This is a genomic window from Flavobacterium olei (genome assembly GCF_039749035.1).
GTDB classification, from domain to species: domain Bacteria; phylum Bacteroidota; class Bacteroidia; order Flavobacteriales; family Flavobacteriaceae; genus Flavobacterium; species Flavobacterium olei.
Genome location: NZ_JBDKWC010000004.1, coordinates 683,897 through 703,161, shown reverse-complemented (window position 1 = coordinate 703,161; position 19,265 = coordinate 683,897). Strand labels below are relative to the sequence as shown.

General features: G+C 37.8%; 9 protein-coding genes. All 9 read right to left on the bottom strand.

The window, feature by feature from the left end; genetic code table 11:
- Positions 1 to 54: 54 nt before the first annotated feature.
- On the bottom strand, positions 55 to 1,998 hold the full coding sequence (locus tag ABEB31_RS13880; RefSeq protein WP_347052225.1) for a glycoside hydrolase family 97 protein: 1,944 nt from the start codon (positions 1,996 to 1,998) through the stop codon (positions 55 to 57).
- A gap of 60 nt (positions 1,999 to 2,058) precedes the next feature.
- The gene (gene xyl3A / locus ABEB31_RS13875) at positions 2,059 to 4,650 is read right to left on the bottom strand and encodes a xylan 1,4-beta-xylosidase (RefSeq protein WP_347052224.1); all 2,592 of its coding nucleotides are present in this window, start codon (positions 4,648 to 4,650) and stop codon (positions 2,059 to 2,061) included.
- Positions 4,651 to 4,703: 53 nt separating this feature from the next.
- Positions 4,704 to 6,284, bottom strand: coding sequence for a glycoside hydrolase family 43 protein (locus ABEB31_RS13870; RefSeq protein ID WP_347052223.1), 1,581 nt, complete (start codon positions 6,282 to 6,284; stop codon positions 4,704 to 4,706).
- 152 nt (positions 6,285 to 6,436) lie between these two features.
- The gene (locus ABEB31_RS13865; RefSeq protein WP_347052222.1) at positions 6,437 to 8,716 is read right to left on the bottom strand and encodes a glycoside hydrolase family 127 protein; all 2,280 of its coding nucleotides are present in this window, start codon (positions 8,714 to 8,716) and stop codon (positions 6,437 to 6,439) included.
- A gap of 66 nt (positions 8,717 to 8,782) precedes the next feature.
- Positions 8,783 to 11,311: a glycosyl hydrolase 115 family protein gene (locus ABEB31_RS13860; RefSeq protein ID WP_347052221.1), complete on the bottom strand. Its 2,529-nt coding sequence runs from the start codon at positions 11,309 to 11,311 to the stop codon at positions 8,783 to 8,785.
- 18 nt (positions 11,312 to 11,329) lie between these two features.
- Positions 11,330 to 14,047, bottom strand: coding sequence for an alpha/beta hydrolase-fold protein (locus tag ABEB31_RS13855; protein WP_347052220.1), 2,718 nt, complete (start codon positions 14,045 to 14,047; stop codon positions 11,330 to 11,332).
- Positions 14,048 to 14,108: 61 nt separating this feature from the next.
- Complete coding sequence (locus tag ABEB31_RS13850) at positions 14,109 to 15,344, bottom strand: SGNH/GDSL hydrolase family protein (protein WP_347052219.1); 1,236 nt, start codon at positions 15,342 to 15,344, stop codon at positions 14,109 to 14,111.
- A gap of 73 nt (positions 15,345 to 15,417) precedes the next feature.
- The gene (locus ABEB31_RS13845; protein WP_347052218.1) at positions 15,418 to 17,148 is read right to left on the bottom strand and encodes a glycoside hydrolase family 43 protein; all 1,731 of its coding nucleotides are present in this window, start codon (positions 17,146 to 17,148) and stop codon (positions 15,418 to 15,420) included.
- Positions 17,149 to 17,316: 168 nt separating this feature from the next.
- Positions 17,317 to 19,254, bottom strand: a complete 1,938-nt coding sequence (locus ABEB31_RS13840; RefSeq protein ID WP_347052217.1) for a RagB/SusD family nutrient uptake outer membrane protein — start codon at positions 19,252 to 19,254, stop codon at positions 17,317 to 17,319.
- Positions 19,255 to 19,265 lie beyond the last annotated feature (11 nt).

Here is a 19,265-nt window from a genome sequence, read left to right as displayed (position 1 = left end):
ATAAGATGGTTTTCAATGGAATACTAAAATACGTAATCTATTTATGTCGTAAATTTAATTGGTTATTAATACGCCGCCATTACACGGAATACTGATTTCGACTTCCTGATTCTTCTTAATCTTCAGTTTGGTTACTTTGCCTTTTAAGTTTTTATCATCGGTGTAGCTTTTCACTTCTGTTCCCAAACCAAACATGTCAAGTCTTACTCTGGCTTTTAATGTTTTCTTTTCAGCATTAATTCCAGCAATGTACCATTTGCTTCCTGTACGACGCGCAAGCAGTACATATTTCCCCGGATAGCCTTCCAGAAAGCGAACTTCATCCCAGGTTGTTGGCACTTCTTTCATAAAGTTAACTGCCCATTCCGGAGCATCGTTTAAGTTGTTCGGTGCCAGCGCAAAATGTTGTACACCACTCTGAAACAATACCGCGGTCGCTAAAGCAAAGACATCAGAAGTCATTCTTTTCGAGCCTTTGTTGGGAATATTGTCACTGTTATAAAACTCATTTAATGCACTTCCACCAAAATCCATACTACCAACCGTGTTTCTTATAAACGGATGTATGGCAGCATTGGTTGCTTCATTATTACAGCTTTCCTGTCCAAAATGTAAATTTTCGCTTGCCAACACGGCTTCTGCAGCGGCAAAATTGGGATACATTCTTTCCCAACCGCGTGGTAAAGTACAGCCGTGAAAAATAACCATTATTCCGAAATCGTTGGCATCAGTCAGAATATCCTCGTATAATTTCATGGTTACTTGTTTGTCTCCGCCAAAAAAATCAACTTTAATACCTTTTACGCCTATACTTTTCATCCATGCCATTTCCTTACGGCGGATTGCGGTATTATCCATTAAACCTCTCGGACCTTGCGGAGCATCATTCCAATATCCGTTTGAATTGTACCACAAATACAGCCCTACTCCTTTTGCTTTTCCATAGTCTGCCAATTCTTCTATCTTCTCACGACCTATCTGTGTATCCCATAGAGCATCAACCAAAACAGTCTGATATCCCATTGCTGCACTAAAATCAATATATTGTTTTTGGACCGGAAAAGTAGTATTGTTGTCCATTTTAATAATCCAGCTCCAGGTACCTTTTGTGTATTGATATTCTTTACCTGCTTTGTATTTTGGCTTAACCAGATCAAACGGAATGGTAGTTTCTACAATGGGTGCAAGCATTTCACCAAAAGTTAGTGTTCGCCATGGCGTTTCTCCTGTAAGCGGTATTCCGGGCGCTGTTGTTCCGTTTCCATTATTTTCACCTTCTGCCGGAAATCCAATGGTGTAAAGGCCGTTCGCATGACCTGTTAACTTACTGGCACAATAACCACTGTCTACGCCGGTTTCTGAAATCAAAATCCAGCAGTTATTTTTTACTTTAAAAAGACACGGAAAGGAATACCCATTTCCCAGCCCGTTTTTACCCATACTATCATCCAGCGTATAAGAAGTTTCGTAGCTTGGCGCTGTCCGTGCAAATCCGGTCATTGGTTTACTTTGTGGACAAAGAAATGTGGTGGTTCCTTCCGGTAAAAGAAAGCCGGAAACTTCCTCCTGAACCACACAGGAACGGGATTCTTTTTGAGTATATACTTTGTATTTAAAAGCCACATTGTTATTGCTTACGCGAAAAATTACATCTATGGCTGCTTGTCCCTCTTTTGTAAACGAAAATACCGCTTCATTGGCATTGTAATGCACAGCACTTTTTTTGATATTTTTCAATTCATATTTTTCTTCAATTTTATTCTGGACGATATTAGTTTCTAAACTTAATCCGGAACTAAAATCACCAACGCTTGTTTTTAAACCCAACGGCGATTTTTCCAAGAAAGTTTTTTCATTGTACGTTACACCATAAACAGGCATTCCACTAGCAACAGAAACGGAAACTTGCAGTTTTCCATCCGGACTTTTTACAGTTGATTGCGCGTTTAGTTTAAAAAAACCAATTAAACATAAACCTATAACAGTTTTAAAATTCATAGCAGACTTTAATTATTATTTTTTAATTATCTAATACCATTGATGCTGCAAAATCAGCTTTTATCGAATAATAAGTTTTGTCATTTTTAAATCTTTTGCAGCAGAACTATTCCCATAATATACCTCATATTCTCCCGGGGTCACTTTCATTGCCATTGTTTTAGCATCGTAAAACTCAAATGAAGAAGACGGTAGGTCAAGGGTTACATTTTCTTTATTACCTGCTTTTACATTTATTCTTTTAAAAGCTTTTAATGTTTTTAAAGGACCGTCTGTATCCTTTACTTTTCTAACATATACCTGAACAATCTCTGTTCCGTCACGTTTACTAACATTTTGTACAGGAACGTTTAATTGAATATTTTCATTTGCTTCAATAGTAGTTTTACTCAGTGTTGCTGTCCCTATTTTAAACGTAGAATAACTTAATCCAAAACCAAAAGGGAACAATACATCTGTGGTATATCTGTACGTGCGTCCTTTCATGGAATAATCTTCAAAATTGCCTAATATATCTGAATTTTTATAAAATGAAACAGGCAGTTTTCCGGCAGGATTATAATCTCCAAAAAGAACATCGGCCACAGCCTGACCTCCGGATTCTCCCGGATACCATGCCTGCAGAATAGCATCACAGCTGGAAGTTTCTGGCGTTAAGGCTATAGCAGAACCGGAACAGTTTACAAAAATTACTTTTTTCCCTGCTTCTTTTAGTTCTTTTAAACATTTTCTCTGAACAGCCGGAAGATCTATATTGGTTCGGTCACCACCTTTAAAACCGGGATAAGAAACCGGCATTTCTTCACCTTCAAGCAAAGTCGAAAGTCCACCCACAAATACTACAGTGTCAATTCCTTTTAATTTTTGGATTAAAGAAGTAAAATCGATTGGAAATTCTTTACCAAAATCAAATTCAAGATTCGCCTGCCAATTGTTGGACTGCGTAAAAAGCATCTCGATTTTATAGGTTTTCCCCGCTTCTACCGGAAACGGAATATTGCCGGGAACGGTGCGCCAATTGGTGTATTTTGCAATAGATTTTCCATTAACTATTAATTCAAAATAACCCGTGGCACCTGTTTTAAAAACAAGTGTATCGGTTACTTTTGCTTTAAATTCTGTTTCATATTTTGCCGAAAATCCTTCGAGTTTTACTCCGGATGCAAATTCATGCTGTCCGGCAGTGGTTATTTTGATCGGATTTGTAATCTGTAATGAAATCACACTATTGCCTGATCTGTCCGGGTTATTCCAATACGTGGCTTTCATTCCCTTCTTACCTTCAAACGAAATTTGATCAAAATAACTTTGATTTACTTTATCTTCAACCAGATCACTGGCTTTATCATAAAAGATTTTATCTGCACCCGTTTTTGATTCTATTCCGTCTTTTATAGTAATGGTTTTAACAGGCGTTCCGTTATAATTTCCCCATAACATGGGTTCGTTGGCAGCGTTTGGTCCCAGAACTGCAATTTTGCTTGTTTTGTTTAAAGGCAGAATATTATTTTTATTTTGAAGTAATGTCATTGATTTTTGAGCCATTTCTAATGCTAACTGCTGATGTTCTTTGCTGTTGAGAACTGAAGGCAGAATTTGCGCCCACGGAACTATAGCATCATCATCAATTTCGCCCAGCTCAAAACGGCCTTCTAAAACACGCTGTAAACTTTTGTTGATGTCGGCTTCTTTAATTAAATCTTTTTCAACCGCTTCCGGCAGATTTTTAAAGGGATATTTCTCCCAAACGCATTCTACATCCGTTCCTGCAAGCACCGCTTTTGAAGCCGCATGAGTAGCATCTGATGAAACTTTGTGCGTGGTATAAAAATCGGTAACGGCTCCGCAATCTGACACTACCATGTATTTAAATCCCCATTCGTCGCGAAGAATACGCTGTAATAATCTTGTGTTACTGCAGCAAGGTTCATCGTCAAGACGCTGATAGGCGCACATTACTTCGCGGACATCTGCTTCTTGCACCAAAGCTTTAAAAGCAGGTAAATAGGTTTCGTACAATTCACGCGGATTTACATTGTTTAAATTCAGTTCGTGCCTGCTCCATTCCGGGCCCGAATGCACGGCAAAATGTTTGGCACAAGCCAGAAGTTTACGGTATTTAGCATCTGCTGGACCCTGCAGTCCTTTTACAACAGAAATTCCCATTCGTGAGGTCAGGTAAGGATCTTCGCCGTAAGTTTCCTGACCGCGTCCCCAGCGCGGATCCCTGAATATATTGACATTGGGTGTCCATACCGACAGGCTTAAAAAGCGTTTGTTTTCGTTTCCGTTTTTAATCCACTGGTTGTATTTGGCTCTGGCTTCATCAGAAACAGCATCAAAAACACGATATAATAATTGATCGTCAAATGAAGCTGCCATTCCTATAGGTTCAGGAAAAACAGTAACATTGTCATTATTTGCGTAGCCGTGCAGGGCTTCACTCCACCAGTTAAATTTTTTAATTCCGAGTCTTGGCACAGCATCCGACTGATCGCACATTAATGCTGCTTTTTCTTCGAGCGTTAATCTCGAAATTAAATCTTTTGCGCGTTCTGTTGAACTTAAAGCTGGATTTTTATAGGGCAGCTGCTGTGCGTTTAAACTAAATATTGAAAATACACTTAGAATTAATTGATAACTAATTTTCATTGTTTTTATATTTTAAAATTGCATTTAAAAATTGTTTTTTACGAAGAGATGAATTAATTCATTTTTGAAATTTTGTCATCAATATGGAAATAATCAAAATCTGCAAAACCTCCCGTATTTTTGGTCGCATAATTAAAAAGTCCGAATCGATAGCCCATAAAATGAGGAAGTGTATACGGCAGCTTAATTGGTTTTCCAATAGCTTTCCATGTTTTTCCGTCTAAGCTGTAGAAAAATCTTCCCGTGTCTGCTTTGTCTTTAAAATCGCATTCGGCTTTAAGATATATTTTGTCCTGATCTATAGGAACACTTTCTATTTCTTTTGGATTTCCTTTTTCGGCATCAATCATTACGATTTTTTTTGCACCCTTTTCAATTTTAACACCAACCAGACCGAAATCTTTTTGCAATAACGAAAGTCCTGCAAAATCGCCTTCTTTCATATTAGAAACGGCAACAAAAGTGCTACCCGAACATACAGGCCCAAAAGTTCTTTGCGTCAATGTATTTTTTGCCTGAACAAAACTGCTGTCTGTACGTGCTGTTTTTAATCGTAAATAACCTTTTCTTTCTGTGACAGACCAAAGTGAATTATCCGGATTATGGTTCCACTGCCAAACCAATGGCAGATCATTTTCGCCGCTTTTACGGTCAAATTCATCCGAGTTCACAATTCCCGGAATAAGGCTTTTGTTAGCCGGAAGATCCAGGTTTTCGGGTACTTTTCCGTTTTCGCCTAAAATTGGCCAGCCATTTTCCCATTTTACAGGAACGAGATACGGAATACGGCCTACACCTCCGGCATCTCTAAATAAGTAAGAATACCATCGGCCATCTGGAGTATCGATAAGTCCGCCTTGTGCAACACCCTGATCCTGCAAACCTATTTTTCCTTCCCAAGGTCCCGAAATAGTGTCTGCTCTATGAATAATCACGGTGCGCATACCATTTTTTGGCCAGCAGATATTAAACAAATAATATTTTCCTTTAATTTTAAAAAGCTGAGATCCCTCAGAAGGTAACATAATATTATCTCCCGCAGGCGCATTGGCATTTTCTATTAAAATTCTTTTTGTTTCTTCCTTAACAGCCGAAAGGTCGCTTTGCAATTCTATAATTTGAAGTTTTCCTGCGCCCCAGACCAGATAAACTTTGCCATCATCATCAAATAAAAGGGAATGATCATGGTAGGAACTGTTTAAAACAATTCTTTTCCACGGGCCTTTTTCTATATCTTTTGTCGAAAAAATATAGGTTTTGCCTGTTGTTCCAGAAAAGGTGCTTACATAATAAGTACCATTATGATAACGCAGACTGCTGGCCCATGAACCTCTGCCATAATCATTTTTACCGTTATCTAAATTTAATTTATCGCCATTCTCTTCCAGCGTTTGATAAGCATAATTAAGCAGTTTCCAATTTATTAAATCATCTGATTTCATAATAGGAACTCCCGGATTCATGTGCATTGTGGTACTGCTCATGTAGTATGTGTCGTTTACCCTAATTATTGATAAATCGGGCACATCTGCATAAATTACCGGATTTTGGGCTTTACCTTTTTGAGCCTGAACGGTTATAATACTTATCGTTATTAGAAAAATGGTATAGTAAATGGCTTTTCTTATTTTCATTTTAATATTTTTATTTTAAAGCTAAAATTCATTCCTATTCAACACTTTATCAACACATCGCTTTTCCTGCAAGGTTTCCAAAAACTTATAGGAATTTGAGCGCATTAGCAGCTAAACCTACAAGGTTTTGGAAACCTTGCAGGAATTCCTTTTTAATCTTTAACAATTCTCAATTGATAAAACTTAGGACTTTCTTTTCCGTTTTTGGATAGAATTTTGACATTCACCACATCAAGTTTATCTACTTTTATTTTGATCGCATTATTTTCTGTTGAAATTTCGGCGGGTTTTTCGTTAATTAAAATCATGAAGTCATCTGTTTTAAGTTGGTCTAAAACAGTTATATACAAAAACTGACCAGCCTTGTTTTTGTTTAGCATTTGATAGGAAATATAGGAACGGGTGTTTCGCCAGAATTTTCCATCATCATAACCGGAGTTACTTTTTTCGCCTTTGTACAAATGATCTACTTCGGGTTGTTGCTCTCCACAATTTATTTTATCAATTGTTTTGGCTTCTATTGCCAAAGCTTCAATTTCCTGTTGTTTTAATGCGGCCTGTTTTTCTTTGTATTCTTCTTTGGAAAAAGTTTGAAAATACATTTGATAACGTGCATCATGTACTTCAAAAAAAGGTTCTAATTCTAATGAATCTAAACGGAATCTCAGGTTTCCTTCTTCCTTAAGTTTGGAAACATAACTTGTCTTCTCTCCCACCAATGCATAGGCTTTATCGAGCGGAATGTATTTTCCTTTTGCGACGTGTCCCATACGACTGTCATCTGCAAACAGACCGTCCAGATTTTCGGTAGAGGTTTTAGCTGCCAACACAATCGGGCCGTTTACAAAAGCCGACCAGTTTGAACCATCAGGCAAATTTTCTAAATGGGTTGAGGTTTTAAATCGAACGCTTACTTTATCGCCCGATTTCCATTTTCTTGAAATCGTAACATAAGCAGAAGGTTTAGAAGTGTTTTTTTCTTCTTTTCCATTCACGAGAATTTCAAAATTTTCTGCCCATTTCGGATAGCGAATGTTCAGCGCAAAGGTTTTGGCTTTTTTAAGTTTTAGAACTAATTCTGAATCGTTCTCATACGGAAATTTGGTAATTTGCTTTAACTCCAGATCTTTTGCTGCCCAGTTTAAAACTGACGGAATAAACAGATTTACAAATACAGCATCATTTGTATGACTGTAAATTAATTCTCCATATTTGGTATGATTTTCAAGTCCGGATCCGACGCAGCACCACATGCTGGTGTCAGGCTGAGAATAAACGCGATAGTGATTGGGACGAATAGGTGTAAAATAGACAAATCCGCCTTTTTCCGGATGCTGGCTTGAAAGAATATGATTGTAAAGTGTTCTCTCGTAAAAATCAAGATAACTTACATCGTCGTGGTCCACAAACAACGCTTTAGTAAGCCGTTCCATATTATAGGAATTACAGGTTTCAGGTCCTTCGTTGGACTTTATCATTCCACTAAAATCATTTACAGGATTAAAATGTTCAGAAACGCTATTACCGCCAAAAGCTACACTTCGTCTTTGTGTTACCATGTTCCAAAAAAACTCTACGGCATCAGACCATTCTTTATTTCCGGCGAGAACTGCAATTTTCTCAAAACCAATAACTTTTGGTATTTGCGTATTCGCGTGCAAACCTGTCAATTTATCTCCTTTTTTTAATAACGGATTTAATAAAGCTCTGTGCGAAATTTTCTCAGCCGTTGCAAGGTATTTTTTATCTTTTGTAATGATGTACAGATCAGCAAAAGATTCGTTGATTCCGCCGTGTTCTGTGGCTAATATTTTCTGAATTTGTTCCTCAGACAACGGACGAATTAATTCGATAAACCAATCTCCTAATTTTATTAAAATTTCTTTTGCTTTTTGACTTCCTGCATAACGATAGGCATCGTTTAAACCGGCAAAAAGTTTATGAATATTATAAATCGGAACCCAGGTATTATTTAATCCGAAACTGCTTTCGTCAATATCTCCTTTGTGAATGCGATCCCAGAAAACTTTTCCCTGCGGAATTCCGCCAACGTAACCATTACCATTTTTATCCTGACAACGAGCCAATTCAGATACCATATAATTTAATCTTTCTTTCAATTCTGGATTTCCTGTTGAAGCGTACATCATCGCTAATGCGGAAAGATAATGCCCGCCTATATGCCCGTCAAGCCCTATACTTTCCCAGTTTCCGTATCGGTCAGATTTTGTCGGAAGACCGGCATCAATCAAATAAGGTGCTAAAAGTTTATCCGGATATAAGGCTAAAATATATTTCAGATCAACATCCTGAGCATTTTTAAAAGGACCTTCACTAAGTCTTACTTCATTTAAGCTGAATAAAGTCATTTGAGCGCCGGCACCAAAACTGGTCGACAACACCAATAAGCAGTATATAATTCTATTTTTCATTTTAAAATATTGTTGTACAATTATGTAATGGAAAAGCCCAATTTTAGTTCTTGGTCAGTAATGAAATTATTCCACGGTCCTTTCGCTTTCCGGTGCCCCCAGATAAGATGGTTTTAAGCCGCCGGTATCGATCAGTATTTTCTGCAGGACAATTCCCGGATCCAAAACACGAAAACGAAGCGTATGTTTTCCTGCCTTTGTAATGCTAAGTTTTGTTGCAGAATGAATCATATGTTCTGCCTGCCATTTTCCCAGTTCTCCGCGATAATGTCCATTAAAGTTTACGATCTGAGGTTTTTCTCCATCAAAAGAAATTTCATAACGAAGTCCTTTGTTATTATTGAAATTCAGTGTTGGCGCTAATAGAAGTTCAACATTAAATTCTCCCGTTGATTTAAAATTAATTTCATATTCAACAAAAATATTTTCGTCTGAAGTTGGATAACTATTTTGTGGAAATGTAGTGATGCCACTTTGCGTTTTTCCAAAATCCGGTAGTATTTCCCAATGCGTGCTTTTTGAATTATTAGCTTTGGAAAAATTTCCGGCTATGATAGAAACATATCCGTCATTTTCTAAATATACTGTTGATGAAACTTTTTCCTTGTCTGAAACATATCTGACTTCTGGCAGAATATTTTTCGGAGTGTCATGCCAAGCTTTGTACCCAATACGCATTTGGTCCATAATATGCGTCCATTTTCCGCCGGAAATTTCATTGTTATATTTATTTTGCAGCACAGAATCGCGTTCAAAATTCTTTTTAACCTCATCTGCATAATAGTTAGCAAGACTGTTTTTTTCTTCTGCCAGTTTTTTATTTTTCGCTTGAGCGAAATACATTTCGTAAAGGTTGCAGCAAGCATCTATAGGATATAATACTAATTGAAAATAAGCATCCTGATATTCTTTCGGAAGCTCGTTATAAATTCTGTAAGCATCTAAAGCTAAATTCTTGTATTCATTGACAACAGTTTCAAATTCATTGTAATTTTCTAAACTGTAGGTTTTGCTGTCCAGCATTTCGGGTGTAACACGGCGGTTATATTTTGGATAAGTATTTAATAATCTGGCTATGTCTTTAGAATATTTTTGTCCAAACTGCTCTGTTGCCCAATTTTCTGTAAACTCAAAAAGATTCTGAGAATTGAAACTTGTAGGATTCCATGCCATATCCAGAAAGAAACTGATCGGAAATTCCATTGGTTTTAAGTCCCCTACATTTACAATCCAGATTTTGTTAACGCCATTTTCATAGCTTAAATTCATTTGTTCCCAAACTCTTTGTATCGGACTAATGTTAATCCATTTTGAGTTTCTTGGTCCGCCTACATAATCAAAGTGATAGTACATTCCGTAACCGCCTTTATGCATTGGTTTTGCAGGATCCGGCAGTTTACGGACATTTCCCCAGTTATCATCGCAGAACAACAAGGTTACATCATCGGAAACACGCATTCCCTGATCATAATAATCCTGTACTTCCTTGTACAAAGCCCAGACCTGAGGAGTTTTTGCGGCACTTTTACCGGTTTCTTTTTCTATAATTTTGCGCTGTTCTTTTACAATATTTTCTAATAAACTTATGTTTGTTCCTTCGCTCATGGCTTCATCTCCGTCTCCACGCATTCCAACAGTTACGACTTTTTCCCAATCCTTACTGCGCTGAATTCCTGTTTTCCAGAATTCGTCTAAAACAGTTTTGTTTTTAGAATAATCCCAAACATTCGGCAGATTATTTTTTTTGATGTAGCGTCGCCAGTCTGTTTGTGCCAAAGCCATTGGCTCATGATGCGAAGTGCCCATCACAATTCCCATTTCATTTGCCAAAGGTCCGCTTAAGGCGTCATCGTCATAAAAGGCATTTCCCCACATGGCAGGCCACAAATAATTGGCTTTGAGACGCAGCATTAACTCAAATACTTTCTCGTAAAACTTACTGTTAAAACCTCCAAATGTGGCTTTTGCCCAACCGCTTAGTGCAGGCGCTTCATCATTTAAGAAAATTCCTCTATACTTTACAGCCGGTTCTCCGTCTGTGTAAATGCCTTTTACAAAATAAATAGTATCTTTTTGTTGCACCGGAACATCTGCCCAGTAATACCAGGGCGAAATACCAATTTGTCTGGATAATTCATAAATCCCGTAAATTGTTCCGCGCTTATCACTTCCTGCAATTACAAGAGCTTCTTCTATTCCCTTAAAGGGATTTTTTACATGTTGAATAATAAATTTTTCATTTTTACCTCTGAGTGCTTTTCCGTCGATTTTTTTCTGTTTTACTAAATCATCAATCACCGAATTAGAACCAATCATTCCGATTATTATTAAAGGGGAGTCAGTATTAGGGTTTTGATTAAAAAGAACGGGGCGATTTCCGGTAACTTGTTCAAAGTCGGATTGAAGATTATATACTGCGCGCAAAATTCCCGCATCTGTTCCTGAATTTACAAAAAAAGAAAGTGATTTGGATTTCTCTTTTAAAACCATAACATTCTGTACCTTTTCTGTAGTTAAGAAAGGCTGGGCAGCTTTTGTTATGGTGAAAAACAAAGAAATGACGACGGTAATAATAAATTTAGAAAAACTCTTCATGGCTTATTTTTAAAATTCTTATTTGAACAATACTTGTGAAAATTGCATTAAATCATGTCTCCAAACCGGCCAGGTATGACCACCGGAATACTCGCTGTAGCTATATTTAATTCCCATTTTATCAAACTTCTTCATCATAATTTTGCAATTTTCATAAGCGATATCTTCCTTACCTCCCATCGAAATCCAGAATGTTTTCAGATTGGCATTTATTGCCTCTGTATTCTTTGCCATAAATTCATATTGCGGATCTGATAATTGGGTATTATTTGCCCACCATCCTGAACTAAACACACCGATGCTGGAAAACATTTCAGAGTTTTTAATTCCGGTATAAAGTGTTTGAAGTCCTCCCATTGATAGACCTGCCAGCGCTCTGTTTTTAGAATCGGTTGCTGCTTTAAAATTACTTTCGACAAAAGGAATAGCTTCATTCTTTAATTCCTTTTCAAATGCTTTTAATGCATTTTCGTTAAAACCGGCAACTCCACCGGTATTTCCCATATTTCCGTCAAGCATAACAATTAGCATGGGTCTGGCTTTATTTTCAGCAATCAGATTATCAAGAATTAGATTGGCTTTTCCCTGCGCCGACCATCCGGTCTGATCTTCGCCGCCGCCGTGCATCAGATACAAAACAGGGAATTTTTCAGTAGCATTTTCATAACCTGGCGGTGTGTAAACGTACATTTCGCGCCACGAATTGGTTGTTTTTGAAAAGTACTTTTTTATTCTGATATCGCCATGGGGCACTGTTTTTAAATCATAAAAAGCACCTTCCTTATTCGGAATTTCTATTCCGCTTGCCATACGGCTCATTCCGTAGAAAGTTACACTTGATGGATCTGCCACTGCTGTACCGTCAATTAATAGCGAATAATAATTGAAGCCTTTGTTGATTACATCTGTCGTAACCGCCCATAAACCCTGTTCGTCTTTTTGCATATCGTACTTTCGGCCTAAGTCAATCTGAACTTTTGATGCTTCCGGAGCATTCAATTTAAACATTACCCTGTTATCCGGCAATATCTGAGGATATTTTGCATTGCGTATATTAGTCTCCGCCGCTGTACCCAAAATAGTATATTTTGCATAAGCAGACTGATTTACAGGTTTGAATAAAAATTGTGAAAACATGTATAATCCATTTTTCCATACCTTGAAGTCGTGAACGCCGGGTTCAATATAATAGATATGAGGCACATCATTTTTATACAGATAATCATGGGTACGCTTACTATTTTCGATGAGCCAGTCATTATCTCCACAGGAAATCCACAGGAGCTTTAGTTTCTTTTTTGTTTCTTCCGGATTAGGTACTAATTCCTGAGGCACTTTAGTATTAGGTGCCGAAGAAAATCCTCCTACCCAGGCAAATTTGTCTAAATTACCTAAACCAAAATTCAGGGATTGCCCTCCACCCATCGATAAACCGGCAATCGCGCGGTGTTCTCTGTCTTTGAGTACCGGATATTTTTTTTCTATAAACGGAATTAAATCATTTAGTAAATCTTTTTCGAAGTTGGCGAATGCCTGTACTTTTTCCGGTGCCATTATGTTTCCGGAAGCACTGTCATCTTTCATGGCTCTTCCGTTTGGCATTACGACAATCATGGGTTCTAATTTGCCTTCTGCATACAAATTGTCTAATATAATCTGCGGATTTCCACCATTAAGCCATTCCTTTTCATCTCCTCCAATTCCGTGTAAAAGATACAGGACAGGATATTTTTTCTTTGTACTGAATCCCGGTGGCGTGTAAACGGTTACTTTTCTGGTGGTTCCAACTGTTTTGGATTCATAAGATATAGTTTCAACTTTTCCGGCTGGTATACTCGTATTTAACTGGTCAAAACCCAACGGTGCCTGAACAATAAAAGGTTCAGATTTAGTATCAGATTTATACCCCATTAAGGATAGCATTTTTAAAGCATAGCGTTTTCCTAATTCTTTATATCCATCCGAATTAAAATGTAAAAAATCGGGAGCTACCGCACATCCTCTGGACGAAATAACATAGGACGTTGGAATAGTTTTTGGCAGTGTTGCAATAATTTTATTCATGCTGGCGCATTTTCCATTCTGTTCTTCATTTACAGTTTCGCCAGAAAGTAAGGGCACTTTTTTAGGATCTAAATTCAGATCTTTCATCAAATTATCATATACAATTTTGACTTTTTTCGGCCAAAGTGTATCGCCCGTATTCGATTCGCCCTGATGCAGTAAAATTCCTTTTATAACGCCGCTTTTTTGTGCAATTTTTGCCATTTGTACCAATCTTGCATACGGACTTCCATTATATTCCTTAATCATCCCAAGCATCCAGTCCGGTGCTGTTTTTACGTAACTTTCGACTTGATCTTTATCAAAAAGTTCTATTTTACAGCCTCCTACGGCAACATTTACAATTCCGACTTTTATATTCTCAGGAAGACTGGCCACCATTGTTCTTCCGAAATTATCTGTTGGGGTAAATCCTGTTTTACATCGGCATAAAGGCGGAACTGCAGTATACCATTTACCCATTTCACGGCCCAGATCCGGACAATTTACGGCCTCTAAAACCTGAAAACGAGAATTTACATTCAGTTTGTCCTGCGGTTCGATTGGCGCGGCACCTTCCATATTGGACTGACCAAAACTCAAATAAATATGGAAATTAGGATCCTGGGAATACGCATTTTGTCCTATTGAAAAAAGGATTACAACGGCAAAAAATCTGATTATTGCTTTCATATTATTTTAATAAATTTGTTATTCAACATCAGCCGTTAAAAAGCCGTATGCTGTCCTGATTTTACTTCAATAAATTTAAATCGATAGCTTCACCCATTCGGCGGTAGCCAAGTTCATTCGGATGTAAATAATCACCATCGTGCAGGGTTGACAAAATGGTTTTAGATCCCGGTTCAGCAGCCATTTCTTTGTCAAAATCTATAATTGCATCAAAGTGATTATTTCTTATCCATGCATTTACTATATCTCTTGCATCCTGTTTAAACGGCGCATCATAAAATGATTTTTCAAAAGGCAGGATTGTGCAGCCATATACTTTTATCCCTTTTGCATGTGCTTTGTCAATCATAATTTGATAAGCTTCAATGATTTCCTGTGCTTTGGCGGGCGCATCTTCTGCACGTTTAATTCCTCCAATGTCGTTTATTCCTTCCAGAATAACCAACCATTTTGTTCCAGATTGAGAAAGTACATCACGATCAAATCGGTCTAATGCCGTTGGACCTAATCCACCTTTTACAACGCAGTTTCCTCCTATACCTAAATTTAGGACACCAACATTCTTAGTGTTTTTATCTGTTGCTAATCTAGCCGCTAAAATATCTGTCCAGCGATTTTGTTTGTTGGTACCAGATCCGCGTCCGTCTGTAATGGAGTTTCCTAAACAAACCACAGCAGCTGCATTCTTGGATGCCGTGACATCTACTCCCATAATCGTGTACCAGTGGTCTGTTTTTACCGCTCCCGAAAAAGTGGCATTATCATCCTGATTTCCTTCTAAAATATAAGAAGTCGTTCTCGAACCCGGATGTCCGGATGTTTTTTCTGATGCTTTTCCGTAATGAATGGTAATCGCTAAAAGCTGACCCGGTTGTAATTTAAAATCTACCTCATCTGAAAATACTTCCTGACCGGGATTTAATGTTACTTCTGACATTCCGTTAAAACTTAGATTTTTTTGGGTCGTTTTTTCAACAGACGGAGCATCAATTACATTTGCAATGCTTACTGATTTTAAAACCGTAGGCTGATCACTAAATAAGTTCGAAAAACGCAATCGAATCTTTTCCCCGCCAATTGAAACTTTAATTATCTGTCGCAGTGTATTGTTCTCAAGTCCGGGTGCAGGCGGCATGTTGTTGGGTTCTACCAACATTTGAGCACACGCCCAGGTACCGACCCAATTTTTGTTGTTTGATTTGTCAGTAGTTTTTGATGCTGTATGATTGACTTTACATCCTGTCAGTAAAATAAACAAGTGCAAAAACAATATGTATTTTGAATATCTTTTGATCATATTTATCTTTTAAAATGTAAAATCATCGGTGTTTAAGTATAAAAAAATTCTAAGGCATTAAACTTTCTCCCTATTATTTAGGTTCTGCAGTATTGGCTGCAGTGGTATATAAACCTATTAGTGCACCGGTAAATCCGCCAGCTGTATTGGTTGAAAGAATATCTCCGGAAACTTCACTTCCAAGATTTTCAAAATCAACTCCGTTTACAGCATAACTAAACTGATACTTATCTCCGGTTGCTTTTACCTGCAGACGCAACGGTTTCTTAATTTCAATTTTTGCACTTGCCATAATTTGTGATTCCCCTTTTTCTGTTCTTTCCAATAGTATAAAAGTGTCTTTTCCTTTTTTGGTCACGCCAAAAACATAATTAAAACGTTCATTTTGCAGGCATACAATTCCGGCAAGATTTTTCTCGGATTCCGGTTTGTAATCTAATGTTGTTGAAAATGAAAAAGCATTATGTTGTTGTCTGTAGAAAAGCGTAGAAGTTGGTTTTAGCTCTTTAATATTAACTTCAAAAGGATTAATCTGCAAACCTTTTTTTGTCACTGAAATAAAATTTTCCCTCGGACCTCTAAGACCTATCCATCTGTAATCTAACTTATCTGACGTAAAATTTTCGGTAAACGTAAAATTACCGTTAGGAAAAAAACCATCTTTACCTGTTTTATTTTCTACACCTTTCGGCATTTTTAATTTTGGTTCCATCGGCACTAAGCCATTTTCGAAAACAGGAAAAGTTCCCGACCAGTCTACCGGCAGTATAAAGGTTTCACGACCTGCATTTACTCTGTCCTTTTCGTTTGGACGGATGCCTAAAAATACACCGTAATATTTATTATCGGGTCCCAGAACTAAATCGGCATGGCCTGCCCAATCAACTTTATCAGGTCTGTTTTGTGGAAAATATCTTTGGGTTAAAATCGGATTATTTGAGGATGGTTTGAATGGCCCTTTCGGACTGTCACTGATAAAAATAACTTCACTGTGGTTTCCTCCTGTACCACCTTCGGCACACATTAAATAATAATGTCCATCTTTTTTATACAAATGAGGCGCTTCTATCCATATTGGTTTTTTAGAAAGATCAACACCACCATCGACTATGATTTTGTCGGTTCCCGGAATTACCTGATCTTTTTCCAGATCGTATTCCCATACCTTAATTACACGATGACCGTTGTATAATTCTTTTCCTTTATCAGGAGCATCATTATGAACTACGTACCCTTTACCATTATCATCAAAAAAAATGCAAGGGTCAATTCCGTTAAAGTCTAATTTAATAGGACTTCCCCAACTTTTTTTCGGATCTTTTGTTTTTACTATAATGTTACCCATTTTTCCTGTAAATGCCGTTACAATCATATAGAACGTATCATTATGAGGATTATAAGTGATGCCCGGCGCATACACACCCTGGCTGATACCGGTATCATGCGGATTAAATTCGGATACTTTATTTAAGACGCCGCCCAGGTCTGTCCAGTTAACCAAATCTTTAGAGTGAAAAATTGGCACTCCCGGAAACATCGCAAACGAAGAACAAACCATATAATAATCATCTCCTTTTCTGGTAATGGCCGGATCCGGATAACAGCCTTGTAAAAGAGGAGAATAAAATTCGTCTGCTTTTAAAGGATATTTTTTATAAATCTGATCGTCTCCCTGATAAATTACATTAGAAAATACAGGTGCTTTTTGAGTTTGCTTCTTTGTGCCGGTATTTTGGGCTTTTAGATCTTTAGAAGAAAAAACAGATAGTACAAAAAGTAAAATAAATAGGTGTTGCTGCTTCATTGCTTAGGTATTATTATTTTTTTAATATTTGATGCCTTAGTTCTTTTTTCGATAAAATTAAAAGCCGAGTGTTTTACTCCTCGGCTTTAACTAATGAACTTAAGACCAGAAGTAATATGATCTGTAAATTAGCATTTAAATTGTAATTAAACCTGATGAAAGTTCGGTTTAATATCCGGGATTTTGATAAGCTGCTTTTTCTGAAGCAGACATTTCCATTCCGTCCATTTGTCCCTGTGGAATTGGACGCAAATAGTGATACGGTTCGATCGTTCTTGTAATAACCTGTGGGGTATGATCGCCAATATTTGGACCTCCAATAGAATATTTCCCTGCAAGTTCGTTCCATTTTTGCGTTCTTACCAAATCAAACCAACGATATCCTTCACCGAAATACTCTCGCGAACGTTCTTCCAAAATATAATTAATATCGATTACAGTAGGAGTTGCACCTGTTAACAAAGCACTATTGTCTGCCGATTTTGCAACATTACCATTATTAAACCAGCGCCATTTTCCTGCACGTGCACGTATTACATTAATAAGATCTCTTGCCGACATTGCTCCGGCCGCTCCTTTTACCGCTGCTTCTGCCGCCACAAAGTAAAGTTCCGAAAATTTAGCAATAGGATAAGGTCTTGTACTACCGGCATTAGGCTGCCCTAATCCACCTGCATTATCTGTACGATAAGGTCCGTATTTCCATAAACCCGGATATACTCTTCGGCTTATTCCCAGTGGAGAAATTACATAATCAGCTCTTCCCGGTAAAATTCCTGCGCCAATATTACTGCTTCCCGCTGTATAGTTAATCGGCGTTGCCGGTTCATCATTAAGGAAAGATAAAATAGCATCACCCGGTTTAACCGGTAACGAATTTGCGTTGTAAAGTGTGGCTACATCTGTTAATCCCGTTCCTGTTAAGTTCCAGTTACCGCGATAAGTGGTTGTAAACGTTCCGTCATATCTGGAATCATTTGTTTTATCTGCAAAAGTTTTTGTAAAAACCTCGATTGGCGGCGCCATTCTGGTCCACGGGCGTCCTAAAAATTGGTCTGCTGCTCTTTGTACAGGCGAAACCGCAGCGCCGGCAGCATTTTTACTTCTAATAGCAGTATAGTCCCAGGTTCCCATCCAGCCGGCGAAGTTGTCCGGAGAACCGCCACTACCGTAGGTGAGACTTCCTCCATTATAATATTCACTTGCCTGAGTATGATCTGCATATAACATCATCTCTTTATTACGGTCATTTGATCCCAGATTTACATCATAATAATAGGGTAATAATCCGTAAGTTCCCGGGTTATTAATTCCTTCTAATGCAACATTATAAGCCTGTTGGAAATACCATTGAGCATCATGTCCGTCAGGATCTGTTCTTGGCGTATCAGGATAAGTCGGAATATTGTTCGGATTCTCGAGCCACCATCCGTAAGTAAGATACGCTTTTGCCAATATTAGTCTTGCTAAAGTTTTGGTTGCTGTACCTGTAAGCCTTGGTGCATCTGGTAATTCGTTTACAGCTGCTGTCAAATCCGGAAATATGGCTTTTGTATAGACTTCTGTTACAGTATTTCTCTTAGAAGATCTGGAAGGTTTGGTGTTGAATTTCAATTCTCCCGCACCTAAATCTAAAGGTACACCTCCAAATGTCTGTACTAATAGAAAGTAATCGAAAGCCCTGAAAAATTTTGACTCTGCAATTAAACTCGTTGCAACCCCTACTGCTGCACCATTTTCGATAATACCGCTGGCTGTATTGATGTCATTATAAGAGTTATTCCAAACTACATCGGCACGGCTGGTAATAGGATTAATCACTCCAACTCCGGAAAGATCATGGTCCTTAAAGTTTCCGTCGGCCTGTTGTGCGTAGGTGTATTCATCTGTACCCGTCTGAGTAGCATTGTAATAATAAGCCTGACCGTATATCCAGCGTAAGTGAGCGTAATGGGAAGTTAATCCCTGTAATACTCCCTGTTCCGTTTTAAAATATCCCGGCTCATAAAAATCATGTGGTTTCTCTTCTAAAATATCAGAACAGCCTGCAAAGGAGAACAAAACAACTGATCCTATAATTAATTTCTTTAAAATATATCGTTTCATAGTTCTTCTGG

Excerpts from the sequence above, each read along its gene's own strand:
- ABEB31_RS13880 (WP_347052225.1), bottom strand. The coding sequence starts at position 1,998 with ATGAATTTTAAAACTGTTATAGGTTTATGTTTAATTGGTTTTTTTAAA.
- xyl3A (WP_347052224.1), bottom strand. The coding sequence starts at position 4,650 with ATGAAAATTAGTTATCAATTAATTCTAAGTGTATTTTCAATATTTAGT.
- ABEB31_RS13870 (WP_347052223.1), bottom strand. The coding sequence starts at position 6,284 with ATGAAAATAAGAAAAGCCATTTACTATACCATTTTTCTAATAACGATA.
- ABEB31_RS13865 (WP_347052222.1), bottom strand. The coding sequence starts at position 8,716 with ATGAAAAATAGAATTATATACTGCTTATTGGTGTTGTCGACCAGTTTT.
- ABEB31_RS13860 (WP_347052221.1), bottom strand. The coding sequence starts at position 11,311 with ATGAAGAGTTTTTCTAAATTTATTATTACCGTCGTCATTTCTTTGTTT.
- ABEB31_RS13855 (WP_347052220.1), bottom strand. The coding sequence starts at position 14,047 with ATGAAAGCAATAATCAGATTTTTTGCCGTTGTAATCCTTTTTTCAATA.
- ABEB31_RS13850 (WP_347052219.1), bottom strand. The coding sequence starts at position 15,344 with ATGATCAAAAGATATTCAAAATACATATTGTTTTTGCACTTGTTTATT.
- ABEB31_RS13845 (WP_347052218.1), bottom strand. The coding sequence starts at position 17,148 with ATGAAGCAGCAACACCTATTTATTTTACTTTTTGTACTATCTGTTTTT.
- ABEB31_RS13840 (WP_347052217.1), bottom strand. The coding sequence starts at position 19,254 with ATGAAACGATATATTTTAAAGAAATTAATTATAGGATCAGTTGTTTTG.